14 protein-coding genes and 1 pseudogene are annotated in these 16,874 nt (G+C 53.8%); 6 read left to right on the forward strand and 9 right to left on the reverse strand.

The features are described 5' to 3' along the window. Positions 1-604 precede the first annotated feature (604 nt). The gene (locus B9K09_RS02755) at positions 605-1,621 is read right to left on the reverse strand and encodes an AraC family transcriptional regulator (RefSeq protein ID WP_087515417.1); all 1,017 of its coding nucleotides are present in this window, start codon (positions 1,619-1,621) and stop codon (positions 605-607) included. 343 nt (positions 1,622-1,964) lie between these two features. After that, positions 1,965-2,477: a 2,4'-dihydroxyacetophenone dioxygenase family protein gene (locus tag B9K09_RS02760; RefSeq protein ID WP_087515418.1), complete on the reverse strand. Its 513-nt coding sequence runs from the start codon at positions 2,475-2,477 to the stop codon at positions 1,965-1,967. A gap of 620 nt (positions 2,478-3,097) precedes the next feature. On the opposite strand from B9K09_RS02760, the gene B9K09_RS02765 reads away from it, so the two are divergent. Next, entirely contained in the window at positions 3,098-4,756 is a 1,659-nt protein-coding gene (locus B9K09_RS02765; RefSeq protein ID WP_087515419.1) for a mechanosensitive ion channel family protein, read from the forward strand. A 193-nt stretch (positions 4,757-4,949) separates the two neighbouring features. Here B9K09_RS02765 and B9K09_RS22905 read toward each other — a convergent pair whose 3' ends face one another. Together B9K09_RS22905 and B9K09_RS22910 are read right to left on the reverse strand one after the other, a co-directional pair. Next, on the reverse strand, positions 4,950-5,792 hold the full coding sequence (locus tag B9K09_RS22905) for a methyl-accepting chemotaxis protein (protein WP_371917444.1): 843 nt from the start codon (positions 5,790-5,792) through the stop codon (positions 4,950-4,952). A 63-nt stretch (positions 5,793-5,855) separates the two neighbouring features. After that, a pseudogene (locus B9K09_RS22910) lies at positions 5,856-6,743 on the reverse strand (cache domain-containing protein); the annotation flags it as partial. 205 nt (positions 6,744-6,948) lie between these two features. Here B9K09_RS22910 and B9K09_RS02775 point away from each other — a divergent pair. Continuing rightward, on the forward strand, positions 6,949-7,890 hold the full coding sequence (locus B9K09_RS02775; RefSeq protein ID WP_087518954.1) for an AraC family transcriptional regulator: 942 nt from the start codon (positions 6,949-6,951) through the stop codon (positions 7,888-7,890). Between the two features lie 54 nt (positions 7,891-7,944). Here B9K09_RS02775 and B9K09_RS02780 read toward each other — a convergent pair whose 3' ends face one another. Next, positions 7,945-9,858: a tyrosine-protein phosphatase gene (locus B9K09_RS02780; protein ID WP_087515421.1), complete on the reverse strand. Its 1,914-nt coding sequence runs from the start codon at positions 9,856-9,858 to the stop codon at positions 7,945-7,947. Positions 9,859-10,068: 210 nt separating this feature from the next. Next, positions 10,069-10,389 (reverse strand): hypothetical protein, encoded by a 321-nt coding sequence (locus B9K09_RS02785; RefSeq protein ID WP_087515422.1) that lies wholly within the window; start codon positions 10,387-10,389, stop codon positions 10,069-10,071. A gap of 253 nt (positions 10,390-10,642) precedes the next feature. Here B9K09_RS02785 and B9K09_RS02790 point away from each other — a divergent pair, with 253 nt between their 5' ends. The 4 genes from B9K09_RS02790 to B9K09_RS02805 all read left to right on the forward strand — a co-directional run bounded on the left by B9K09_RS02790 (position 10,643) and on the right by B9K09_RS02805 (position 13,839). Further along, positions 10,643-10,894: a helix-turn-helix transcriptional regulator gene (locus tag B9K09_RS02790; RefSeq protein ID WP_087515423.1), complete on the forward strand. Its 252-nt coding sequence runs from the start codon at positions 10,643-10,645 to the stop codon at positions 10,892-10,894. Beyond that, complete coding sequence (locus B9K09_RS02795) at positions 10,894-12,090, forward strand: type II toxin-antitoxin system HipA family toxin (protein ID WP_087515424.1); 1,197 nt, start codon at positions 10,894-10,896, stop codon at positions 12,088-12,090. The genes B9K09_RS02790 and B9K09_RS02795 overlap by 1 nt, the downstream gene beginning before the upstream one ends. Before the next feature lie 534 nt (positions 12,091-12,624). Beyond that, on the forward strand, positions 12,625-13,107 hold the full coding sequence (locus B9K09_RS22745) for a restriction endonuclease fold toxin 5 domain-containing protein (protein ID WP_305882904.1): 483 nt from the start codon (positions 12,625-12,627) through the stop codon (positions 13,105-13,107). A gap of 72 nt (positions 13,108-13,179) precedes the next feature. Then, the gene (locus B9K09_RS02805; protein ID WP_256574200.1) at positions 13,180-13,839 is read left to right on the forward strand and encodes an Imm52 family immunity protein; all 660 of its coding nucleotides are present in this window, start codon (positions 13,180-13,182) and stop codon (positions 13,837-13,839) included. Between the two features lie 193 nt (positions 13,840-14,032). Here the strand turns inward: B9K09_RS02805 and B9K09_RS02810 are convergent, their stop codons facing one another. From B9K09_RS02810 to B9K09_RS02820, 3 genes are all read right to left on the reverse strand, one after another. Next, positions 14,033-14,803 (reverse strand): nuclease-related domain-containing protein, encoded by a 771-nt coding sequence (locus B9K09_RS02810; RefSeq protein WP_087515426.1) that lies wholly within the window; start codon positions 14,801-14,803, stop codon positions 14,033-14,035. A 186-nt stretch (positions 14,804-14,989) separates the two neighbouring features. Continuing rightward, the gene (locus tag B9K09_RS02815; protein WP_087515427.1) at positions 14,990-16,324 is read right to left on the reverse strand and encodes a type II toxin-antitoxin system HipA family toxin; all 1,335 of its coding nucleotides are present in this window, start codon (positions 16,322-16,324) and stop codon (positions 14,990-14,992) included. A 2-nt stretch (positions 16,325-16,326) separates the two neighbouring features. After that, on the reverse strand, positions 16,327-16,587 hold the full coding sequence (locus B9K09_RS02820; protein WP_087515428.1) for a helix-turn-helix transcriptional regulator: 261 nt from the start codon (positions 16,585-16,587) through the stop codon (positions 16,327-16,329). Positions 16,588-16,874: the final 287 nt, after the last annotated feature.

The raw sequence follows: 16,874 nt of genomic DNA on the forward strand, positions 1-16,874 counted from the left end.
TCATCACGGTCTGAAAGATCCACGCCATTTTAAAGGCAAGCGCATGAACGGGTTGGAAAATTTCAGCAGACCACGGCAATGCCTTGAAGTGCTTGGCTGCTGACGCGCTTCAATGGCTGCTGACGCGTTGCAATAGCGGGTGAGCGAGTCAAAACCTGACGTTAAATGCCAATTCAATGTCATCAAATGACAATTAACACGATAAAGGGAGTGCGATTATTTAGGTCAAATAAAAACTAAATCCCTAAGAGGGAGATCCACACCATGAGCAATTGCCTGATTGCACTGTCGCTTGTTGCCGTACTTCTGAGTAGCGTTTGGATTATCAAAGCAGAAGTCCAAGCTGAGAAACCTGTTACTTATAGCGTTAGCATCGCTGATGTCCTAAGCAACCACTGATGTCCCTGCTTGTTTGAGGTATTACAGGCGATACGACATTCGTTGTGAATTTCGCTTGTATGTCTAGCGCGATCGCGCCGCAGATTTATCTGCTTCTCCAATGCGTCTCAGCCTGACATTTCTGCACTGCGCAAAGCCTGCTGCACGTTCCCACCGCATCTACAAAGCAGGTGCACGTTTTCCGTGTGTGCCCAGCTTGAGTTGTTTATAGCTCACTCAGACGTAGCTGTTTGCGTCGCTCTTTGGGCGATTTCGCATGCCAGCGCTTGCAGGCGCGATTGAACGAGCTTTGCTCTGCGTAACCGAGTAAACCGGCCACTTGAGCCATTGGCATATGGGCTTCAATCAGGTAGCGGTCTGCCAATTCCATGCGGGTTCGGTCAACCAGGTCTTCGAACAATAGATTGCGCTCCGACAATCGACGTTGCAGCGAGCGTTCGCGCATTCCGAGCCGTTCTGCAATCAATGGCAGGCTGCAGCGCTGTGTTGGCAGCAAGCGCAGAATCAGTTGTTCCACCTGGTTGCAGATGTCCAGAGGGTTGGCATCGCTGATTGCACTGACGTACTCGATAAGCGTGTCGTGCAGCTCTTGATTATGTTGATCAATTGCTTTGCTTAAGTGTTCAGGCCGCAGAACCAGTGCGTTACAGGCTTGGCCGAAGTAGGCGTGCGCGCCAAAGAAGCGTTGATAGCGTGCTTGCGGCAAGTCTGTGGTGGTGCGCAGCATGACTGAGTCGGCGCGGAAGTTACTGCCAAAAAGCATTTGCAGGGTCTTGTGTGCGATGCAAAGGGCCAGCTCGGTTATTTGCCGAAGTCGATTCAGGCCGGGTATGTGGACTTCGAGTAGCAGTTGGGGGTGCGCTGGGTCGGTTTTGAGATCGATCTCAAGTGAAATCCCCGGGCTGTATACATGTAGAAATTTTGCGATCTCATGCAATGCCCCGCCAACGGTTGATGAGTTCTGAGCGATCACTGCGATAGGCCCAAGAATCATCATGTTTTGCCGCTCGGCAAGCTGTAGGCCGAAATCTGCACATTGCAATTGCTCCGCCGAGTACTCCAGCAAGTTGACCATGGCGCGATAAGAAATTACCGCCGAGCTGCTGTTGAGCAATTGCGGGTCGATATTGAAGCGTTTGAGCATTTGATCGGGATCGCCGCCAAGCTCTCTAATGAGTTGGGGGTAGCCAGTGAGCGATGTGGTTCTTATTAATGCAGTCATTGGTTCAATGGCAGGTTTCTGTCAGTAACTGCTAGTTACTATGGGCCTTGGGTGCCTATAACGCCACTATATTACCGCCTGGGCTGTAGATCACTATGCCGATGCTTTTATCCGGCAAATCAAAAGTTTGATGAGAGCCTGAGGTTGGTTTTATGGCTGACTGATATGTACCCGCAAGCGTATTTACTTGGCAGACAGCCGAACGAAAGTGATCAACACCGGCGCGAACAAAGCTAAACCTTTTGCTCAGGCAATAAAAAACGCCTGGAGAATGATCGAGTGCAAGCGTGACATTCAATAGGCGTTTTCAGGTGGCTTTACAGGGCGTGCCGCATTGCGAAGTTCAGGCCTTGGTGAAATTTGGGGCTGGGCTGCTGATGTAACGAACATCTTCAGCGCCCGGCTGCTGTTTAATCGCTTGGTCAACCCAGGCTTTGATCAGGCCAGCGTCCATCATGTTGATGTATTCGCCTGTTTCGCTGAAATTAACGTTTGCCCCGAAAACAATCATGAAGGTGTCAGTGTCTTCGGTGTTGTCTGCTGGAACATTGAATTGGTGAATCGATCCTCCCGGTTCGAACAGGTAGCTGCCCGCAGTTTGTTTCTGATCCGGGTATTCGGTGTAGTACCAGCAACCGGACAGAGTGTAGAGATGCACAACACCGGTGTGATAGTGGATTGGCAAGGTCACGCCCGGCTTGAATTTAACGCGCAGGCACCACACTCCGTTGTGCGTATCGAGAAACAATGGCGCTACGCTGATGCCGGGATGCAGCAGGCCATCAAGAAAAGGTTGAGCGTTGCTCGAGATGGTGAGTAGCTCATCTTGATGGGTAAAGGTGTCAGGCAGGGCCATATCAATTTCCTCGTTATTATTTTTGGCTAATCGACAGCGTTGGCTGTGACTGTTTTGTCGAGAAGACGCAGATCAGCTGTGTCGAATCCGTCGAACTTCAATCCTTACAGCTTTCCTGCATCATCATTTGGATAGGACTGATTCTGGAACCTAGCGCGTTCTAAAGATTGGCCTCAGCTGCCATGTATTTGACAATTCGCGCCACGTCGATCTGCTCAATCGTTCGCTTTTACGGGCCGTTTAGGGGGCGACATTGAAGTGCTTATATGCCCGCTTGCCGGGTTGTCGATGAGGTGCAAGGTTGCCTGGACAGACCTTCATCCAAGCTTTGCTTGGGCTACGCTTACGCCAAGCAGAATCTTTAGCTGACATTATTTCTGGAGGCCATTGCTGTGCCGCATGCACAGCGTTATAACAGCGCCCGAAATACTGTGCTGTCTCTGTGTTTCGCTGATGCTGACCCTAGGAGCGAATAGGGTCAGTTCATTGGGTTGTAGTTGTACATGTTGTTCGTTGCACGTTCTCCGCTCGCTTTGATACCGAGCCTCTAAGGGCTCAACTACAGTGGTTTGATGGCGGGGCCACAACGTTGTGGCAGTCCGTACGATGGGGAGTCAGTAATGCGCGTTGCAGCCAACCTGTGGATAGCTGTTTGTTGCTGTGTTCTGTGGTCGAGTTGGTTAAATGTGGCGTCTGCTGCTGACACGGCAATGATTGCCGAGGGCGTGCCAGCAGAGTTGAAGATTGCTAATAGAAGCATTGTCGTATTGCGTGCAACGCTGCTCAGCGAAACACCTGAGCAACGTGTCAGCCGCGCGCGTGCGATTATTGATGAAGCACTGGATAGCAATGAAGCGTTAGAGGTCAGGGTTGAATCCGTGCTGAATAGCTACATCGTCCTGCTTGGTCAGCGACGAGCGTTTATTATTTCACCGGGAGATATCGACACCACGGACAGCTCCACGCGTAATACCGCCGAGATTGCCGCGGAAAAACTACGCCTCGTGGTTGCCGAAACGCAGCAAACACGAAATGTGAACTTTATGCTCATGGCCGCAGGCTTCAGCCTCGTTGCCACACTGATCTATTTTATCTTGTTGCGTGGCGTGAGCTGGGTCCGGCGCAAACTGGTCAGCCAGTTGCCGCGACTCATGCAGCGCCATATCAGTACGCTTAAAGTCGGTCACACACCGCTGATTGATATCAAAAACATTTATTACGTGGTCGACCGCCTGTTGTGGCTGTTGTATTGGGCGTTGGTGTTTTTGTTCAGCTATCAGTGGCTGGGCTTTGTGCTTTCGCGGTTCCCGTATACCCGGCCGTGGGGTGAGAGCCTTAATATTTACCTGCTGAACATGGCCGGTTACCTGCTTGAGGGTGTGATCAGTGCGCTGCCTGGGTTGGCGGTTGCTGTTGCCATTTTCTTTATGGCACGCGGCATCATCGGGTTTACCCGTAGTTTGCTGATGCGCATGGCGCGTCCAGGTACTATCACTTGGCTGAGTGGAGAAACGCTGCAGCCAACGATGCGCCTGACATCTATCGCGATCTGGCTGTTTGCTTTAGCCATGGCTTATCCCTACTTGCCGGGCGCAGGCACTGATGCGTTCAAGGGCTTATCGGTGTTGGTCGGTTTGATGATCTCCCTCGGCGCATCGAGCGTGGTGGGTCAAGCTGCAGCGGGGCTGATACTGACGTACTCGCGGACCTTGCGTCCGGGGGAGTTCGTCAACGTAGGCGGCCACGAAGGCACGGTTACCGAGTTGGGCATGTTCACCACAACCATCCGTACAGGCCTGGGTGAGGTGCTGACGATTCCTAATGCGATGATCACTGGCGGCGTGACCAAGAACTACTCGCGCACGGTCAATGGCAGTGGCTATGTGGTCGATACGGTGGTCACCATCGGCTATGACACGCCGTGGCGCCAAGTCGAAGCCATGCTGCTTGAAGCGGCTAAGCGCACTGACGGGATCATCAACGAGCCTGCGCCGCAAGTGTTCCAGACTGCGCTCTCAGACTTCTATCCTGAGTATCGCCTGGTCGCACAGGCCATCCCCAGTGAGCCACGCCCTCGTGCGCAATTGCTCAGCGTGTTGCATGCCAATATTCAGGATGTCTTCAACGAGTACGGCGTAGCCATTATGTCGCCGCATTATTTAAGTGACCCGCAAGACGCCAAACTGGTCCCGCGCGAAAACTGGTATGCCGCGCCTGCGCAAAAGCCCAAAACGGCATTGGGTGAAGGCCGAGGGAGCGACAGTGCGGAGCCCGCGTAACGGCTTGGCAGTTTGCTTGGAAAAGTCGCATGGAGAAGGACGAGGGCAAGCGACTTCAGTACCGTTGCCGGACGCCTAGCGATGCAGCTGCTGTGAAACGATCTGCGTAATAAAAAGGGGGCAGAAATTAATCTGCCCCCTTTTTTTGCTGTTTTCGCAGCAGGGTTTGCCCGAGGTCTAAGCTGCTATAGCCTTAGATACGGAACTGACCAACCAGTGAGCCCAAACGATCACCAAGGCCTGCCAAGTTGCGTGCAGTGTGTGCGCCTTGCTGGGTTTCATCCGCCACGCTGTCGACTGCCACAGCAATCTTGTGCACGCTACGGTTGATCTCTTCAGCCACTGCGGTTTGCTCTTCTGCTGCGCTGGCGATCTGCGCGTTCATCGCATTGATGGTGCCGATCAGCTGCGCAATCGCGTCGAGCGAAGTACCCGCGTGGTTGGCTTGCTCGCGGGTTACATCACCGGCATCGCTGGAGCGCTGCATCGAGGTGACCGCAGCTTGCGTACCCTTCTGCAAGCGATCGATCATGCCTTGAATCTCTTGGGTGCTCTGCTGAGTGCGACTGGCCAGTGCACGGACTTCATCGGCGACGACGGCAAATCCGCGACCGGCTTCACCAGCACGTGCGGCTTCGATAGCGGCGTTGAGGGCGAGCAAGTTGGTCTGTTCAGCGATTGAGCGGATCACATCCAGTACGCCGACAATCGAGGTCACATCCTTTTGCAGGGTATCAAGCGATACACCGCTGTCACGAATATCCTGCACCAGAGTGTGAATACGCTCGATACTGCCATCGACCACTTTTTTCGCGGCCTGGCCTTCGGTGTCAGTCTTCTGCGCAGCCTCTGCTGCACCTTGAGCGCTTTGTGCAACTTCTTGCGCTGCTGCCGACATCTCGTTGATCGCGGTGGCAACCTGATCGGTCTCGTGGCGCTGGCGCTCCATGGCATCTTCCGAGCGCTGGGCTTGTGCCGATACCTGGCCGACCAGCTCGGTCAGTTGGCCCGTCACGTCAACCATCTGGCTAACCATGCCATGAATCTTCTCGACAAAGCGGTTGAACGAACCGGCCAGTTGGCCCAGCTCGTCGTCGCCATTAATGGGCAGGCGACGGGTTAGGTCACCTTCACCGGCGGCGATGTCATCGAGGTTGTCCTTGATCTGCTGCAGAGGGCGCAGGAAGGTGTTGCTCAACACCACACCGGCAATGCCGAACACGACCAACAACACAATCGCGATCACCACGATGCTGCTGATGATGGTGCTGATGCGCTGATCAATTGCAACCTGCACCTTGGCGATTTGCGCCTCGACACCGTCCAGATTAATTGCCGTGCCCAGCGCCATGTCCCACTTTGGCAGGTAATAGCTGTAAGCCATTTTCGGCACCATCACTGAGTCATCAGTCGGCAATGGCGAGCTGTAATTCACGTAGTAGGTATTGTCCTTGGCGACCCTCACCAATTCGCGATTGATGTACACGCCGTTGGAGTCGCGTCGGTCGTTCAGATTCTTGCCGACATCCACTGGGCTGTCACCCCGAAACAGGCGAACCACATTGGAGTCATGGCCGAAGAAGTAGCCGTCTTTGCCGTACTTGATCTTCGACAGAATGGCGATGGCCTGCTCACGGCTAGCCATATCGCCCGGCGCTGCGTTGTCATACAGCGTCTGCACCGAACCCAGTGCGATTTGCGAGTAATGCTGCAGTTCCTTGCGGCTTTCCTGTAGCAGGCGCTCGCGCGTTTCCTTGAGCTCTTCGGTGGCCAGGTTTTGCAACACCCAGCCGGCCGCGCCACTAATGACCAAGGCAAAGAGCAGTACAGGTATCAGTGCGAGCAGCACCACTTTGGTTTTCAGTTTAAGCAACATTAGGCAAATCCTCGTACAGCGCCAAAGGCAGATTACTAGCGCGTCGGATACCTTATCGGTCGCTTGGCTGAAAAATTGAATGGGAATTGTTGTGCCGCGATGAACAGTCATCTTCAGGCCCGGCTGAGTGGACTGTCTTCATACCAAGGTGCGTCATCTGTTTGTAACGTTATCGACATAAGTTGGCAGGCGGACTGCTGTGGGTGATGGGTTTCGACGTCATTATTTGTCTTCTTTGTCGGACTTAATGATCGAATAGGAATTTACTATGACGGCCGGTGACACCCGCAGAAAAGTGATAATCAGGTCTGATGACATGAAAGCTGATGACTTCATGCAGCTGTCCTCAATGATGTTTGGCACCGTCTATGCCAACTTACCCCGTTTGGACAAGCGCATTAATATCGCTGGCGTATATGGCCGCTATGACGGGGTTAGTTTTCGCCATATGATTTACCGCGGAAACTTTACGATCGAGCTGCCGCCGGTTAACGATGAAATAACTTTTGTGCTGCCCATCGCAGGCAAGATCATGTTCAACCAGGCCAGCGATATGGTCGGTGTTCCCAGTGTTGGCATTGCCATGGACAAAGCTGATCTGCGCTCAACACGGTTTATCGACAGCCATGAACAATATGGTTTTTCCATTCGCCGGGGGCTATTTGCCGAGCGGCTTTCTACGCTCTTGGGTAAACCCATTTTAAACAGTGTCAGGTTTCATCCGATGGTGGATTTAAACCTGCCTGCATTTGCGGGCGTCAGGTCATTGCTGGAGTTTGCTACTGGCGCTGATGCTGACGCTTTGATCAACTCCAGTGCCCTGATGCCGATGCGTATTCAAGAGATGTTGGTGGATGCTGTGCTGGAGAGCTGGCCACACAATTACACTGACTTGCTGCAACGCAAGGGGCCGCTTATAGCGCCGCGTCACGTGAAGTTGGCTGTTGAGTTTATTCAGGAGCACCCAGAAGCGTCGGTCAGCGGCACTCAACTGGCTGAGCTGACCAATGTCAGCTTGCGCGCCTTGCAAGATGGGTTTCGCCGTTTTATGGGCACTTCAATTGCGGCCTACCAGAGACAAGTACGCTTGGAACGAGCCCATAGCGCTATTGTTCAGGACCCTTCGCGCTCCATCGCTGAGATTGCCCTGTGTTTGGGCTTTACCAATGTGGGGCGTTTTAGTCAGTACTTTCAGAGTGCCTTTGGGCAAAGCCCGCTGGATGTAAAGAACGGTCTGCGCAGGCGTATTTGCACATAGGTTCGCCGCACCCCCAGCTTCTATTCGAGACTGGGTGTGCGGCGTGATAGCGGTTTAGAAGGCAATGCTCGCGTTGATCTGACCACTCAGACCACTGCTTTCATCGCCAGAAAGCACATTAAAGTCGGCACCCAGCGTCAGGGCCTGGTGCGATGCGCTGATGTTCAACCCTGCTTTGATCATGTTGTCTGAGTCGAAAGCCGAATCCTGATCAATGCCCAGCCCTAATACGCTGGCCGAGCTTTTAACCTTCGGGTCATTGAGCATGTGTTCATAGCCCAGCTGCAAGCCGGGCGTCACGCGCCAATCAGCAACCAAGCGCGACTCGAAGCCAAGTTTTACCCCGGCTACCACGCTGTTTAGGCTCCGGTTGGTGCTGTCTACGTCCAGCGCCAGTTCACTGCCTTTTTCCTTGAAACCATCGAGTTGCACATAGCTGGTGCGCAAGCCAATTTCAGGCTCAATGAGCAGAGACCCACGTGTCATGCGATAACCCAAGCTGCCTTTGGCTCCATAGAAGCTGCCATGGGTGTCACCCTTTGCCGTTCCGAGGCCGCCAGTCAGATCGCGCTTGCTGCTGTAGTCGATGTAACCCGCATTAACTTGAACGCTCAGATAGGCACCGCTTTCGAGGCTGTCGAAGGCATAGCGACTGCCCGCGCTGATAAAGGTTGAATCGGTGTTTACATCGCCACCGGCACTGCCAATGCTGCCCTTGTTGTAGCCAAAGGCGACGTTAGCGCTGGTGCGCTCATTGAAGCGATGAACGCCACCGACCACCGCGCCTTTGGTGTGTTCGTTACTGCTGGCGGTGCTGCGGGAGCCGTCAGTGCCAAGGTAACCAGCTAAGCCCGTCATCCACAGCGAGGATTCTCCAGCTTTGAGATTGACTCCTGCTGCATAGGGGCTCAATGCATCCTCGATTAGCGATGCCTGGCGGAGCAAATAGGCACTGGCATCGGCATGTACCTGACCACCGACCTGGGATTCCAGACCGCCTAAGCTGCCAGCATCAATAGCCGATTGCAGGTAAAAGTTATAGGCGCTATAGGTGCCCGCAAGGCTGGTGTCCTGCAAGGCATTGAGCAAGGAGGCACCAGCTGCATCGTTGCCGCTGAAATACTGTTGACCCGGTAGCGTGGCATAACGAACCATCTTGCCACGCAGCACATAAATGGTTTCCTGATCTAAACCAAGGCCTTCTTTGAGGTAGTTATCCATGCTGCCATAAGTGGCCTCAACCTGGTCTAGACCCGCTTGCAGAAAGCTTGCCTGTACGCCCAGAAGCGGCTCATAGGCGGCAGCCATGTCCGGAGAAATGGCGTTCAACTGATCCAAGGTCGCCGCCACGCGTTCAGCGGTGTAGGCGTTGGTCGACAGGTAATCGGCCATAATCGTTTCTTCATCAACCCCGGCCAGGCTTTGCAGCACCGCGGCTGTCCAGCCGGTGCGATCTTTACCCGCTGTGCAGTGAAATACCGCTGCGTCCTCGCTGCTGGCTAATGCGCGCATCAGGTTGCCAAACTCTGAGCGCACATTTGGGTCGGTGACGAACTCACGTTCCCCTGCCTCCATCATCGCAATGCTTTGGTCCGCAGAGGTGAAGTTGATGTTGGTAAAGGCTTGGCCGGTAACATCGAAGGTGGTGTAGCTGGCGCCATCAGGAAGAAGGTCCGGAGCCGATGCAATCTCTTCGGGCGTGCGCAGGTCGAAAACGTTACTGATGTTCAAGGTATCAAGAGTCGCAAGATCTTTAGGCGAAACCGTCAGTTGGTTTGAACGATAAAACACGCCACCACGCATGACCCCATTGTTGCTCGTGGTGTACGCCGTGGTATTGCCTGCGACATCGCGGAAGTTATCCGCGCTTGCCAGTCGTGGGGTATCGAGTGTGTTTGTGCTGGCAGCCTGTGCACTGGAAATGGACAAACTAAGAACGGACAGGGAAAACAGAATGCGGTGAAACACTGAGTAGCCTCCTAGGGCATTGGCTTGTCCGGCCTACTATCGGTACTCAGTTGTTAACCTATGTTACAGAAATTGTTCCGCGCAAAATGGCTGCGCGATCTGTCCTTTTGTTGCGCAAACTGTCTGTTGAGCAGCATGCTCAGACGTGGACAGATTTATTCCGCGCGTGCCATTTGCAGCGCGTTAATAAATCTGTCCCTTGGTGGTTGCTTAGACGAATGTCTGTTTGGCGGCGCCACGCGGCAAGCGATTGCGACCTGGGATTTGCTCTAGCTTCTGACGCCAGGCACTACGAACACTGTGGCTCGTTTTAGGCGTTGCGGTTACGGGTGCAGCCTTCGCGGCTTTGGCCGCAGCGCGCAATTCGGCAAGGCTCGGTGAGCGATTGACAACGGCTGGCGCTGCTTCTTTCTCGATGGTGCGCAAGCAAAGCTTGCATGAAACCTGCGCCTTTTCCTCAGTGCTGCTAAGGCTTGCGCCAGTACGACCGCAAGCAACGGCATCAGGGGAGGGCGAGTAGTGAATAGCCAAGTGTACATCTCCAGCTTTTTAACAAAGCCGGCGATTTTACCTATCAACCACCACCTCTGTCCTTGGAAATCACACCATAAGTGCAACGACGCTTGCGTTGGATCAATGGGGGCCCAAGCTTGGCCTGCGTCAGTCCTGACATATCTAATCGCCGCGTAGCGTCGGTTCTTAGGTTTGAGTAGCCAATTCGCTTTGATTTTTCGATAAGTTAGGTATACGTTACATTTAATATCATTTGTTACGTATACAGAACATGGATCACTCCCTTATCACACAGCGACTTGGCGAGCAGATTCGGCAGCGCCGCCTCAATCGCGGTCACACTCAGGCCGTGCTTGCTTCTTTAGCCAATATCACCCGGCAAAAGGTCATCGCCATTGAAAAGGGTGACCTCTCTGTTGGGATGCTGGCCTATGCGCGAGTGCTGGCAGCCCTGGACTGTGAGCTCAGCGTGGTACCAGCGGCCATGCCCACGCTGGATGAAATCCACGGAGTATTCGACTGATGAGGACCGTGCTGCAGGTTGCGACGCCGCAAGGCGACAGCGGAAAAATTGTTACCAGCGCCAGCGACTATTTGTTCCGTTACCACGAAGACGCCATTGCGCAAACAGCGATAAGTTTGCTAATGCCGATGCGCCTGGATGAATACCGCCACCGGGAACTGCATCCGATCTTCCAAATGAACCTGCCCGAAGGCTACGTTTTGGAGCAGTTGCGCAACCGCTTGGCCAAGGTTGCGAAGGTTGACCCGGTGTTTCTGCTGGCTTTGTCTGGCAGTAGTTCGCCTATTGGGCGGGTGACGGTTAGCTCGCCAGAGATCGATGCGTTGTTGCGGCGGCAACAGTTCCCCGGAGAGAAGCTGGAAGAAATCCTCGCGTGGGACGGCGCTGAAGATATTTTTGCCAACCTAGTGGATCGCTACATCCTGCGCGCCGGTATATCGGGCGTGCAGCCCAAAGTGTTGGTGCCTGAGTACCAGGACTCCGCGCCGCAGCGTTTCACCTCTAAAACCTCTGACCTGATCATTAAGAGCGGCCGAGATGAGTTTCCGGGGGTGGCGATCAATGAGTTCCTTTGCATGTCAGTGGCCAAGGAAGCGGGGATTGCGGTGCCGGAGTTCTATCTCTCCGACAACGCCAAGCTCTTTGTCATGCGCCGCTTTGACCGGGATGCGCAGCTCAATCCAATCGGCTTTGAAGACATGGCGGCATTGATGGGCTTGGGAGCAGAACAGAAGTACAGCAAAAGCTATTCAGCCATCGCCAAGGCCATCCGTCTGTTCTGCCCGGCCGATCAGGTTCAGAGTTCGTTGGCACAATTATTTGCCATCGTGAGCTTGAGTTGTATCGTCGGTAACGGCGACGCCCACCTGAAGAACTTCGGGCTGCTTTATTCCGATCCTATCCAGCGCGATGCGCGGCTGGCACCTGCCTACGATATCGTCAACACCACGGCCTACATTCCAGAAGACGTATTAGCGCTGGAGCTTGTTGGCAATAAGTCACTGTTTGCGTCTCGCCAAGGGCTGTTGGATTTCGCTCAGGTCTGTAATGTGGCGCGGCCAGAGGAAGTGATTCGCGGGCAGTTGAGCGCGCTGGAGCTGGTGCTGGCCCGTTCGACCGAGTTATGCGAACGGGCACTGCATGTCGTCGCGGCGATCAGGCAGAGTGCTGCACCGTTTATGCAGACGTTTGACTAAGGATGTATGAAAAGGTCCTGCTACGAAACACACAGCCCAGTAACCATGAGGCTTGCAGGCCTGTAGTTCGGTAAAGCGGCCTTTTTCAGCGTACCCCTATACATTAATATTTGAAGTTGCGCCGGAGTAAACAGAGAGGGCAAGGCCTCGGTGTATTTTCTGTAAAACGTGGTCTGACCCCTATTTATTTAAACGTGGTCTGACCCCTATTTATTGCGACCCCTATTTATTGCGATCGGCGCCGCGGGAGCTTCACTGGCAAGTCCGGGAGCGGCTATGGGCGTTAGAGTTGCCCCTCGAATAGCCCCAAGCCTACCTCTATCGCGTCCACTGCCACCACGACTGCCAATGCCTCTGGCGCGACCTGCACCTCGGCCCATCCCGGAAACGTTACCGCGGTCACCTGCAAGGCCCGTACCTAGGCCAATTGCTGTCCCGCAAACCCGAACGGCAGACAAGGCTCAAGAACGTACACGCAACTGTGATAGCAAAAAGGATAAGGACTGTATCGATTGTCAACCTGCTGAGGGCACAATGTTGGCGCCCAACAATGGAAAAGGGCACTCGATGTCTAAACAGGCTGCGAGCTATCAGGCCTGGGTAACAGGGTTTCCCTTTCCTTTTGAGTGGAGTTGGAACGCAACTTGGTGGGATGGGTTCGACGAGTTGCGCTGCACTCTACTTGAGGCTAAGGCGAACTACGAGTTTATGTTCATACCTATTATTGGGTTGCCGAAGCCGTGGGCTAATGTTGAAAAGACACTAATTGAACCTGCACGAAATCACTCGTCAAAAGCCAGGCCAACTCCCCCGGTTAGAGTCGAGTGGCATTTCCTCCAGCGCATCGTCTATGAGTATTGTTCTGATAAGTATCTGAGTTTAGGACTAGCCAATTTGACAGCTTTTTGGAATCCCATGCCTGGAGCTTCAGATCACGAGGAATACCTGAAGGAGCGTGACCGTGAAAAGCGGGAGCTGGAAGACTACTACCGCGACAATCCAGATCTTTTGGTCTAAGGAGCAGGCATTACAAGTCCTTTTCGCTTATTCGTGTTCAGAATGCGATTTGATAAGCAAGCAATTGCATCAGTGTCACGTGAAGATCAGGTGGCGAGGGTTCACCGCTATTTGAGAGGCTTAGGTGGATTACACCCACTTCTCAGCAAATGGTATTTAAAAGGTTCCTCTCTTCGGGAGGCGCTCGAAAGTGAAGTGGTAGAAAACTTTGAATGCCTAGCAAACGAAGCGTCAAAAGGGTTTGATGATCAATATCCGAATTGTCTAAGCCTGTACGTCTGGAATGGTCAGGAGAACCCGCTTCAGGGCGGATTGTCCTTTAATTACGACGCGCACGACATGCCATCCATATCCAGTATTGAGTTTGAGGACGCCGGTGCTTTGGTTTCAGCGCTTGATGACCCAAGGACCTTATTGGTTGATATGTTAAGACTAGCAGTCTCCATTTGGTCAGAGATCGATTGGGGTGTAATAGCCCCCCGCAAGTACTACTTGAAAGAACAAGTGTTCTCCGACCGGCAAACCATCGGCTGGATAGGTTTCTGCCCCCACACGCTGAAACGCGGAGACTTTCCAGAGGCTAAAGAACTCATCGACATACCAGGCCGTGGAACCATCATGGTGAACTTCGAGCAGGTGATGGATGAGCGCAACCACGATCACTTCCGCATCGTTGGAACGCACGACACCAAACTCGTCGAGTTGGGCTATCTGCCGATGTTTAATGACTGATCGTGAGCTCGGCTGTTGCCTAGAAGTGCTGCAAGCCTAGTGAAATTGGGCGTAGCCTTCCTTTAGCCCGCTGGTGTAACGCAAGAACAAAAGCACAAGGCCCAGATTTACCGGGCTTTGTGCTGAGCAGTAAAGCTGCTTGAGATTATTGAACGAGTAATAGGGGACCCCAATTAACTCTTTCGGCCTTCCTCTAAAGACTCTGTATCGTCCGACACTTAGGAAACCCCGAACACCCCCAAAACTGCTCTCCAGCCTTAGCTCCTGTTTTTCGCGTGCGGACCAGCAGGGCGCTGCCGCATTTCGGGCATTGCCGCTCGGCTGTCGGGTCGCTACGGCGTTTAAGGTTTTGCACATGCTCGCGGTGGGTGGCGAGAGTGGGGGCGCGGCGGCCGGTTTGTAGGGCGTGCAGCATGGCGTTGACTTCAGCTTCGCTGAACACTGGCTGCTGGAATGATTTGATATAGCGAATAAAACCGATGCCTTGGGTGACATTGGCGGGCATTGGTGTTTTGAAGGTGCTGCCGCCGACAAAGGTAATGACTGAGTGCAGATGCTCTGGGCTGATGTCGAGCGTTGCTTCCAGCGCCTTGAGGTGTTTGTAGTTCTGGCGCAGTGGGTTTTGGAATTTGAAGCGTTTTTTATAAATCTGTTGCGTCCACTGTGGCTGCTTTTCGCTGCCAAAGATCCAGCCGCTCATATTCTTGGTTTCGAGCACGAAGATGCCGAAAGGCGAGAGAAATACGTGATCGATCTGCGTGGTGCCGTCGGGTGTGTTGAGGGTGACGTTGTGCAGGCGGCGGTAGGTTTGCTTATCCAGTTGCAGGTGAGCAAATGGTCGCACCAGCTGCTCACCGATGTAGCCCTTAAACCAAGGCGACTTGAGCAGAGCCGCTAAAAACGCTAGCGGAATCAGCCAGCCTAGCGTGCCCCAGAGCTGCGTGATGATGGGAGTGAAGTCCATTTCCTGATCTTCTGTACACCATAGTTATCTGGACCTTACCGGAATCTGGCGTAATAGCACGGTAGTATTAAAAGGCGTTAATCGGCTCATTCGGTGAGCCGATTGTGCAGGCTATTCGGCTCACAAGCTTCCTGGCTCTTGTGCTTCAGTCACCGACCCCTCACAGCTGTCCCTGCTTTATGTGCTTCAGTGCTTCTTTGCCAGCAGTTCAGAGCGACCAATCACTTCACGGCTGCGCTCTGGTTTGCGCGGCCCTGAGAAACCGGCTTCTTCGATGGCGGTATCCAAGCCTCGGAAATGCGGAGCGGCTTTGGGGCTGCGCAATGTCTCCATGCCCTCGTTCCAAGCATGCACCATCTGTCTGGCCACATCGCGCCAGGCGGGCTCATTTTTCGATGCTTCGATAACTTCGTTACCGACCTCTACGGTGGATTCGCAGAGTTGCTCGACCATGGCGGCATACTGGCGCGGTGGAATACCTAAGACAGCTTTGAAAAAGGTTTCCAGCGACCGACCCGGTGTCCAGGTTTGTCTTCCGCCCACGGACAGGCCAGGAGGGTTGCTGGCGAAGCGCGGGTAGGCCTGAGTGGTCACCAGGTCATAAATCGGGGTAAAGGCCACGTCAGCACGCGAGGTGTAAAACAGCGCGATGTTCTTCGAGTGACAGTCGGCATTGCGCACCACATAGTTGGTCAGCAACTGCCAGCCGAAGTGCTCGCGTTGCGTTTGGAGACGGTTGGCGGGGATATAGGCTCGTGTGGCATTCCACACCCGTTCGGTGGTGGGGTTGTACTTTTCATGTGGCGGCAAACCTAGAAGTCCACAAGCGTCTTCGACTCCGCAGCGCGCGATGCCTTGCTCGTCCACATCGAAGCGATCCACTACCAGGATTTTGCCATCCTCAGACATACGACATGCTGCGACCGGCACGACGTTAAGCCGCTCCAGCACGCGCATGGTGTAGAACTCGTTGAAGCCTAGAAACGGGGTCGTGTCGTCGGAGCCTTTGATGATGTGAAAGCCGGTGCGCAGGGTAGGTTTGCCTAGTGGCTCCCGAGGTTCGGCGGTGTCGGTGGCAATGAATTTTGGCACGACCCCCGACACGGCTACCCGAGCATATTGCCGTACCAGTGCGGCGAACCGGTCAGTGGTGTTTTCCGCCTTGAGCAGATGACTTATCTCAAGCGGTGCCATCTCGACGCCAGGCTGAATGCCTTCAGGCGTGACCGAAACTCTGCCGATGCCGGAGCCTCCCACCACGCCCAGCAGCGACAGGTCGGTGCCATCGAGCAGCGGGCCGAATTCCTCGCGGATAACGCCCAGCAAATAGCCCTCTGGAAGGTTTTGCCGAAAAAAAGGAAACAAATCGCGGGGCCAGCGCCATGCTTGTTCACGAACAGGCATCGTTAGGCTGACAAAGTCTTCCGGTGCTGTTGTTGGAAGATATTTCAGCACGTACTCATCGCGCTCCCGGTAGAGTTTGGCCACTAGCCTGGAGCTGACGTGAACGTCGAGAATCATGCTCAGCTTCTCCCAGATCGTTGCTCGTCGAGGATGTCTTCGACCGTGCGCTGGTGTCCTGCCTTGACCAGTTTCAAGTCATAGCCTGCTGCTTCGAGCAGGCGAACCAGCACCGAGACGCTCATATCGCCTTTGGCCAATGTTTCCATTCGGGCTACCGTTGTGCGTGAGACACCGGCACGGCTAGCCAAGGCTTCTTGGCTCAGCTTCGCATCACCACGCGCCTGTTTCAGCATTTCCGAAACATCGTAGAGAGAGGTCATTTGTAGCCCTTGGGCGTCAAAAATAGATGTAATACCGGAAAATGTAGCTCATGGGCTACATTAACGCAAGAGATGCTGAACTTGATTTGTGGCTTTCGGGCTACGAAATGAATTTATTAGTCATTATTTGTGGCTTAAGGGCTACAAATTAGCGAGCGTGACTAAGCGCATGACTGCGCCTTAGCGTTGGCGCGGGATGAGGTCATGTGAGGCTTCGATCGGAGCCTGGAATGAAGTCAGAAGTAATCACTCAGTTGCCCAAAGAGCTGGCTGTTGCCGTTGTGAGT

This window comes from Pseudomonas sp. M30-35 (assembly GCF_002163625.1).
Classification (GTDB): domain Bacteria; phylum Pseudomonadota; class Gammaproteobacteria; order Pseudomonadales; family Pseudomonadaceae; genus Aquipseudomonas.

Bases quoted from the DNA above. Each gene is read 5' to 3' on its own strand.
- B9K09_RS02755 (WP_087515417.1), bottom strand. From the start codon at position 1,621: ATGACTGCATTAATAAGAACCACATCGCTCACTGGCTACCCCCAACTC.
- B9K09_RS02760 (WP_087515418.1), bottom strand. From the start codon at position 2,477: ATGGCCCTGCCTGACACCTTTACCCATCAAGATGAGCTACTCACCATC.
- B9K09_RS02765 (WP_087515419.1), top strand. From the start codon at position 3,098: ATGCGCGTTGCAGCCAACCTGTGGATAGCTGTTTGTTGCTGTGTTCTG.
- B9K09_RS22905 (WP_371917444.1), bottom strand. From the start codon at position 5,792: ATGGTTAGCCAGATGGTTGACGTGACGGGCCAACTGACCGAGCTGGTC.
- B9K09_RS02775 (WP_087518954.1), top strand. From the start codon at position 6,949: ATGAAAGCTGATGACTTCATGCAGCTGTCCTCAATGATGTTTGGCACC.
- B9K09_RS02790 (WP_087515423.1), top strand. From the start codon at position 10,643: ATGGATCACTCCCTTATCACACAGCGACTTGGCGAGCAGATTCGGCAG.
- B9K09_RS02795 (WP_087515424.1), top strand. From the start codon at position 10,894: ATGAGGACCGTGCTGCAGGTTGCGACGCCGCAAGGCGACAGCGGAAAA.
- B9K09_RS22745 (WP_305882904.1), top strand. From the start codon at position 12,625: ATGTTGGCGCCCAACAATGGAAAAGGGCACTCGATGTCTAAACAGGCT.
- B9K09_RS02810 (WP_087515426.1), bottom strand. From the start codon at position 14,803: ATGGACTTCACTCCCATCATCACGCAGCTCTGGGGCACGCTAGGCTGG.
- B9K09_RS02815 (WP_087515427.1), bottom strand. From the start codon at position 16,324: ATGATTCTCGACGTTCACGTCAGCTCCAGGCTAGTGGCCAAACTCTAC.
- B9K09_RS02820 (WP_087515428.1), bottom strand. From the start codon at position 16,587: ATGACCTCTCTCTACGATGTTTCGGAAATGCTGAAACAGGCGCGTGGT.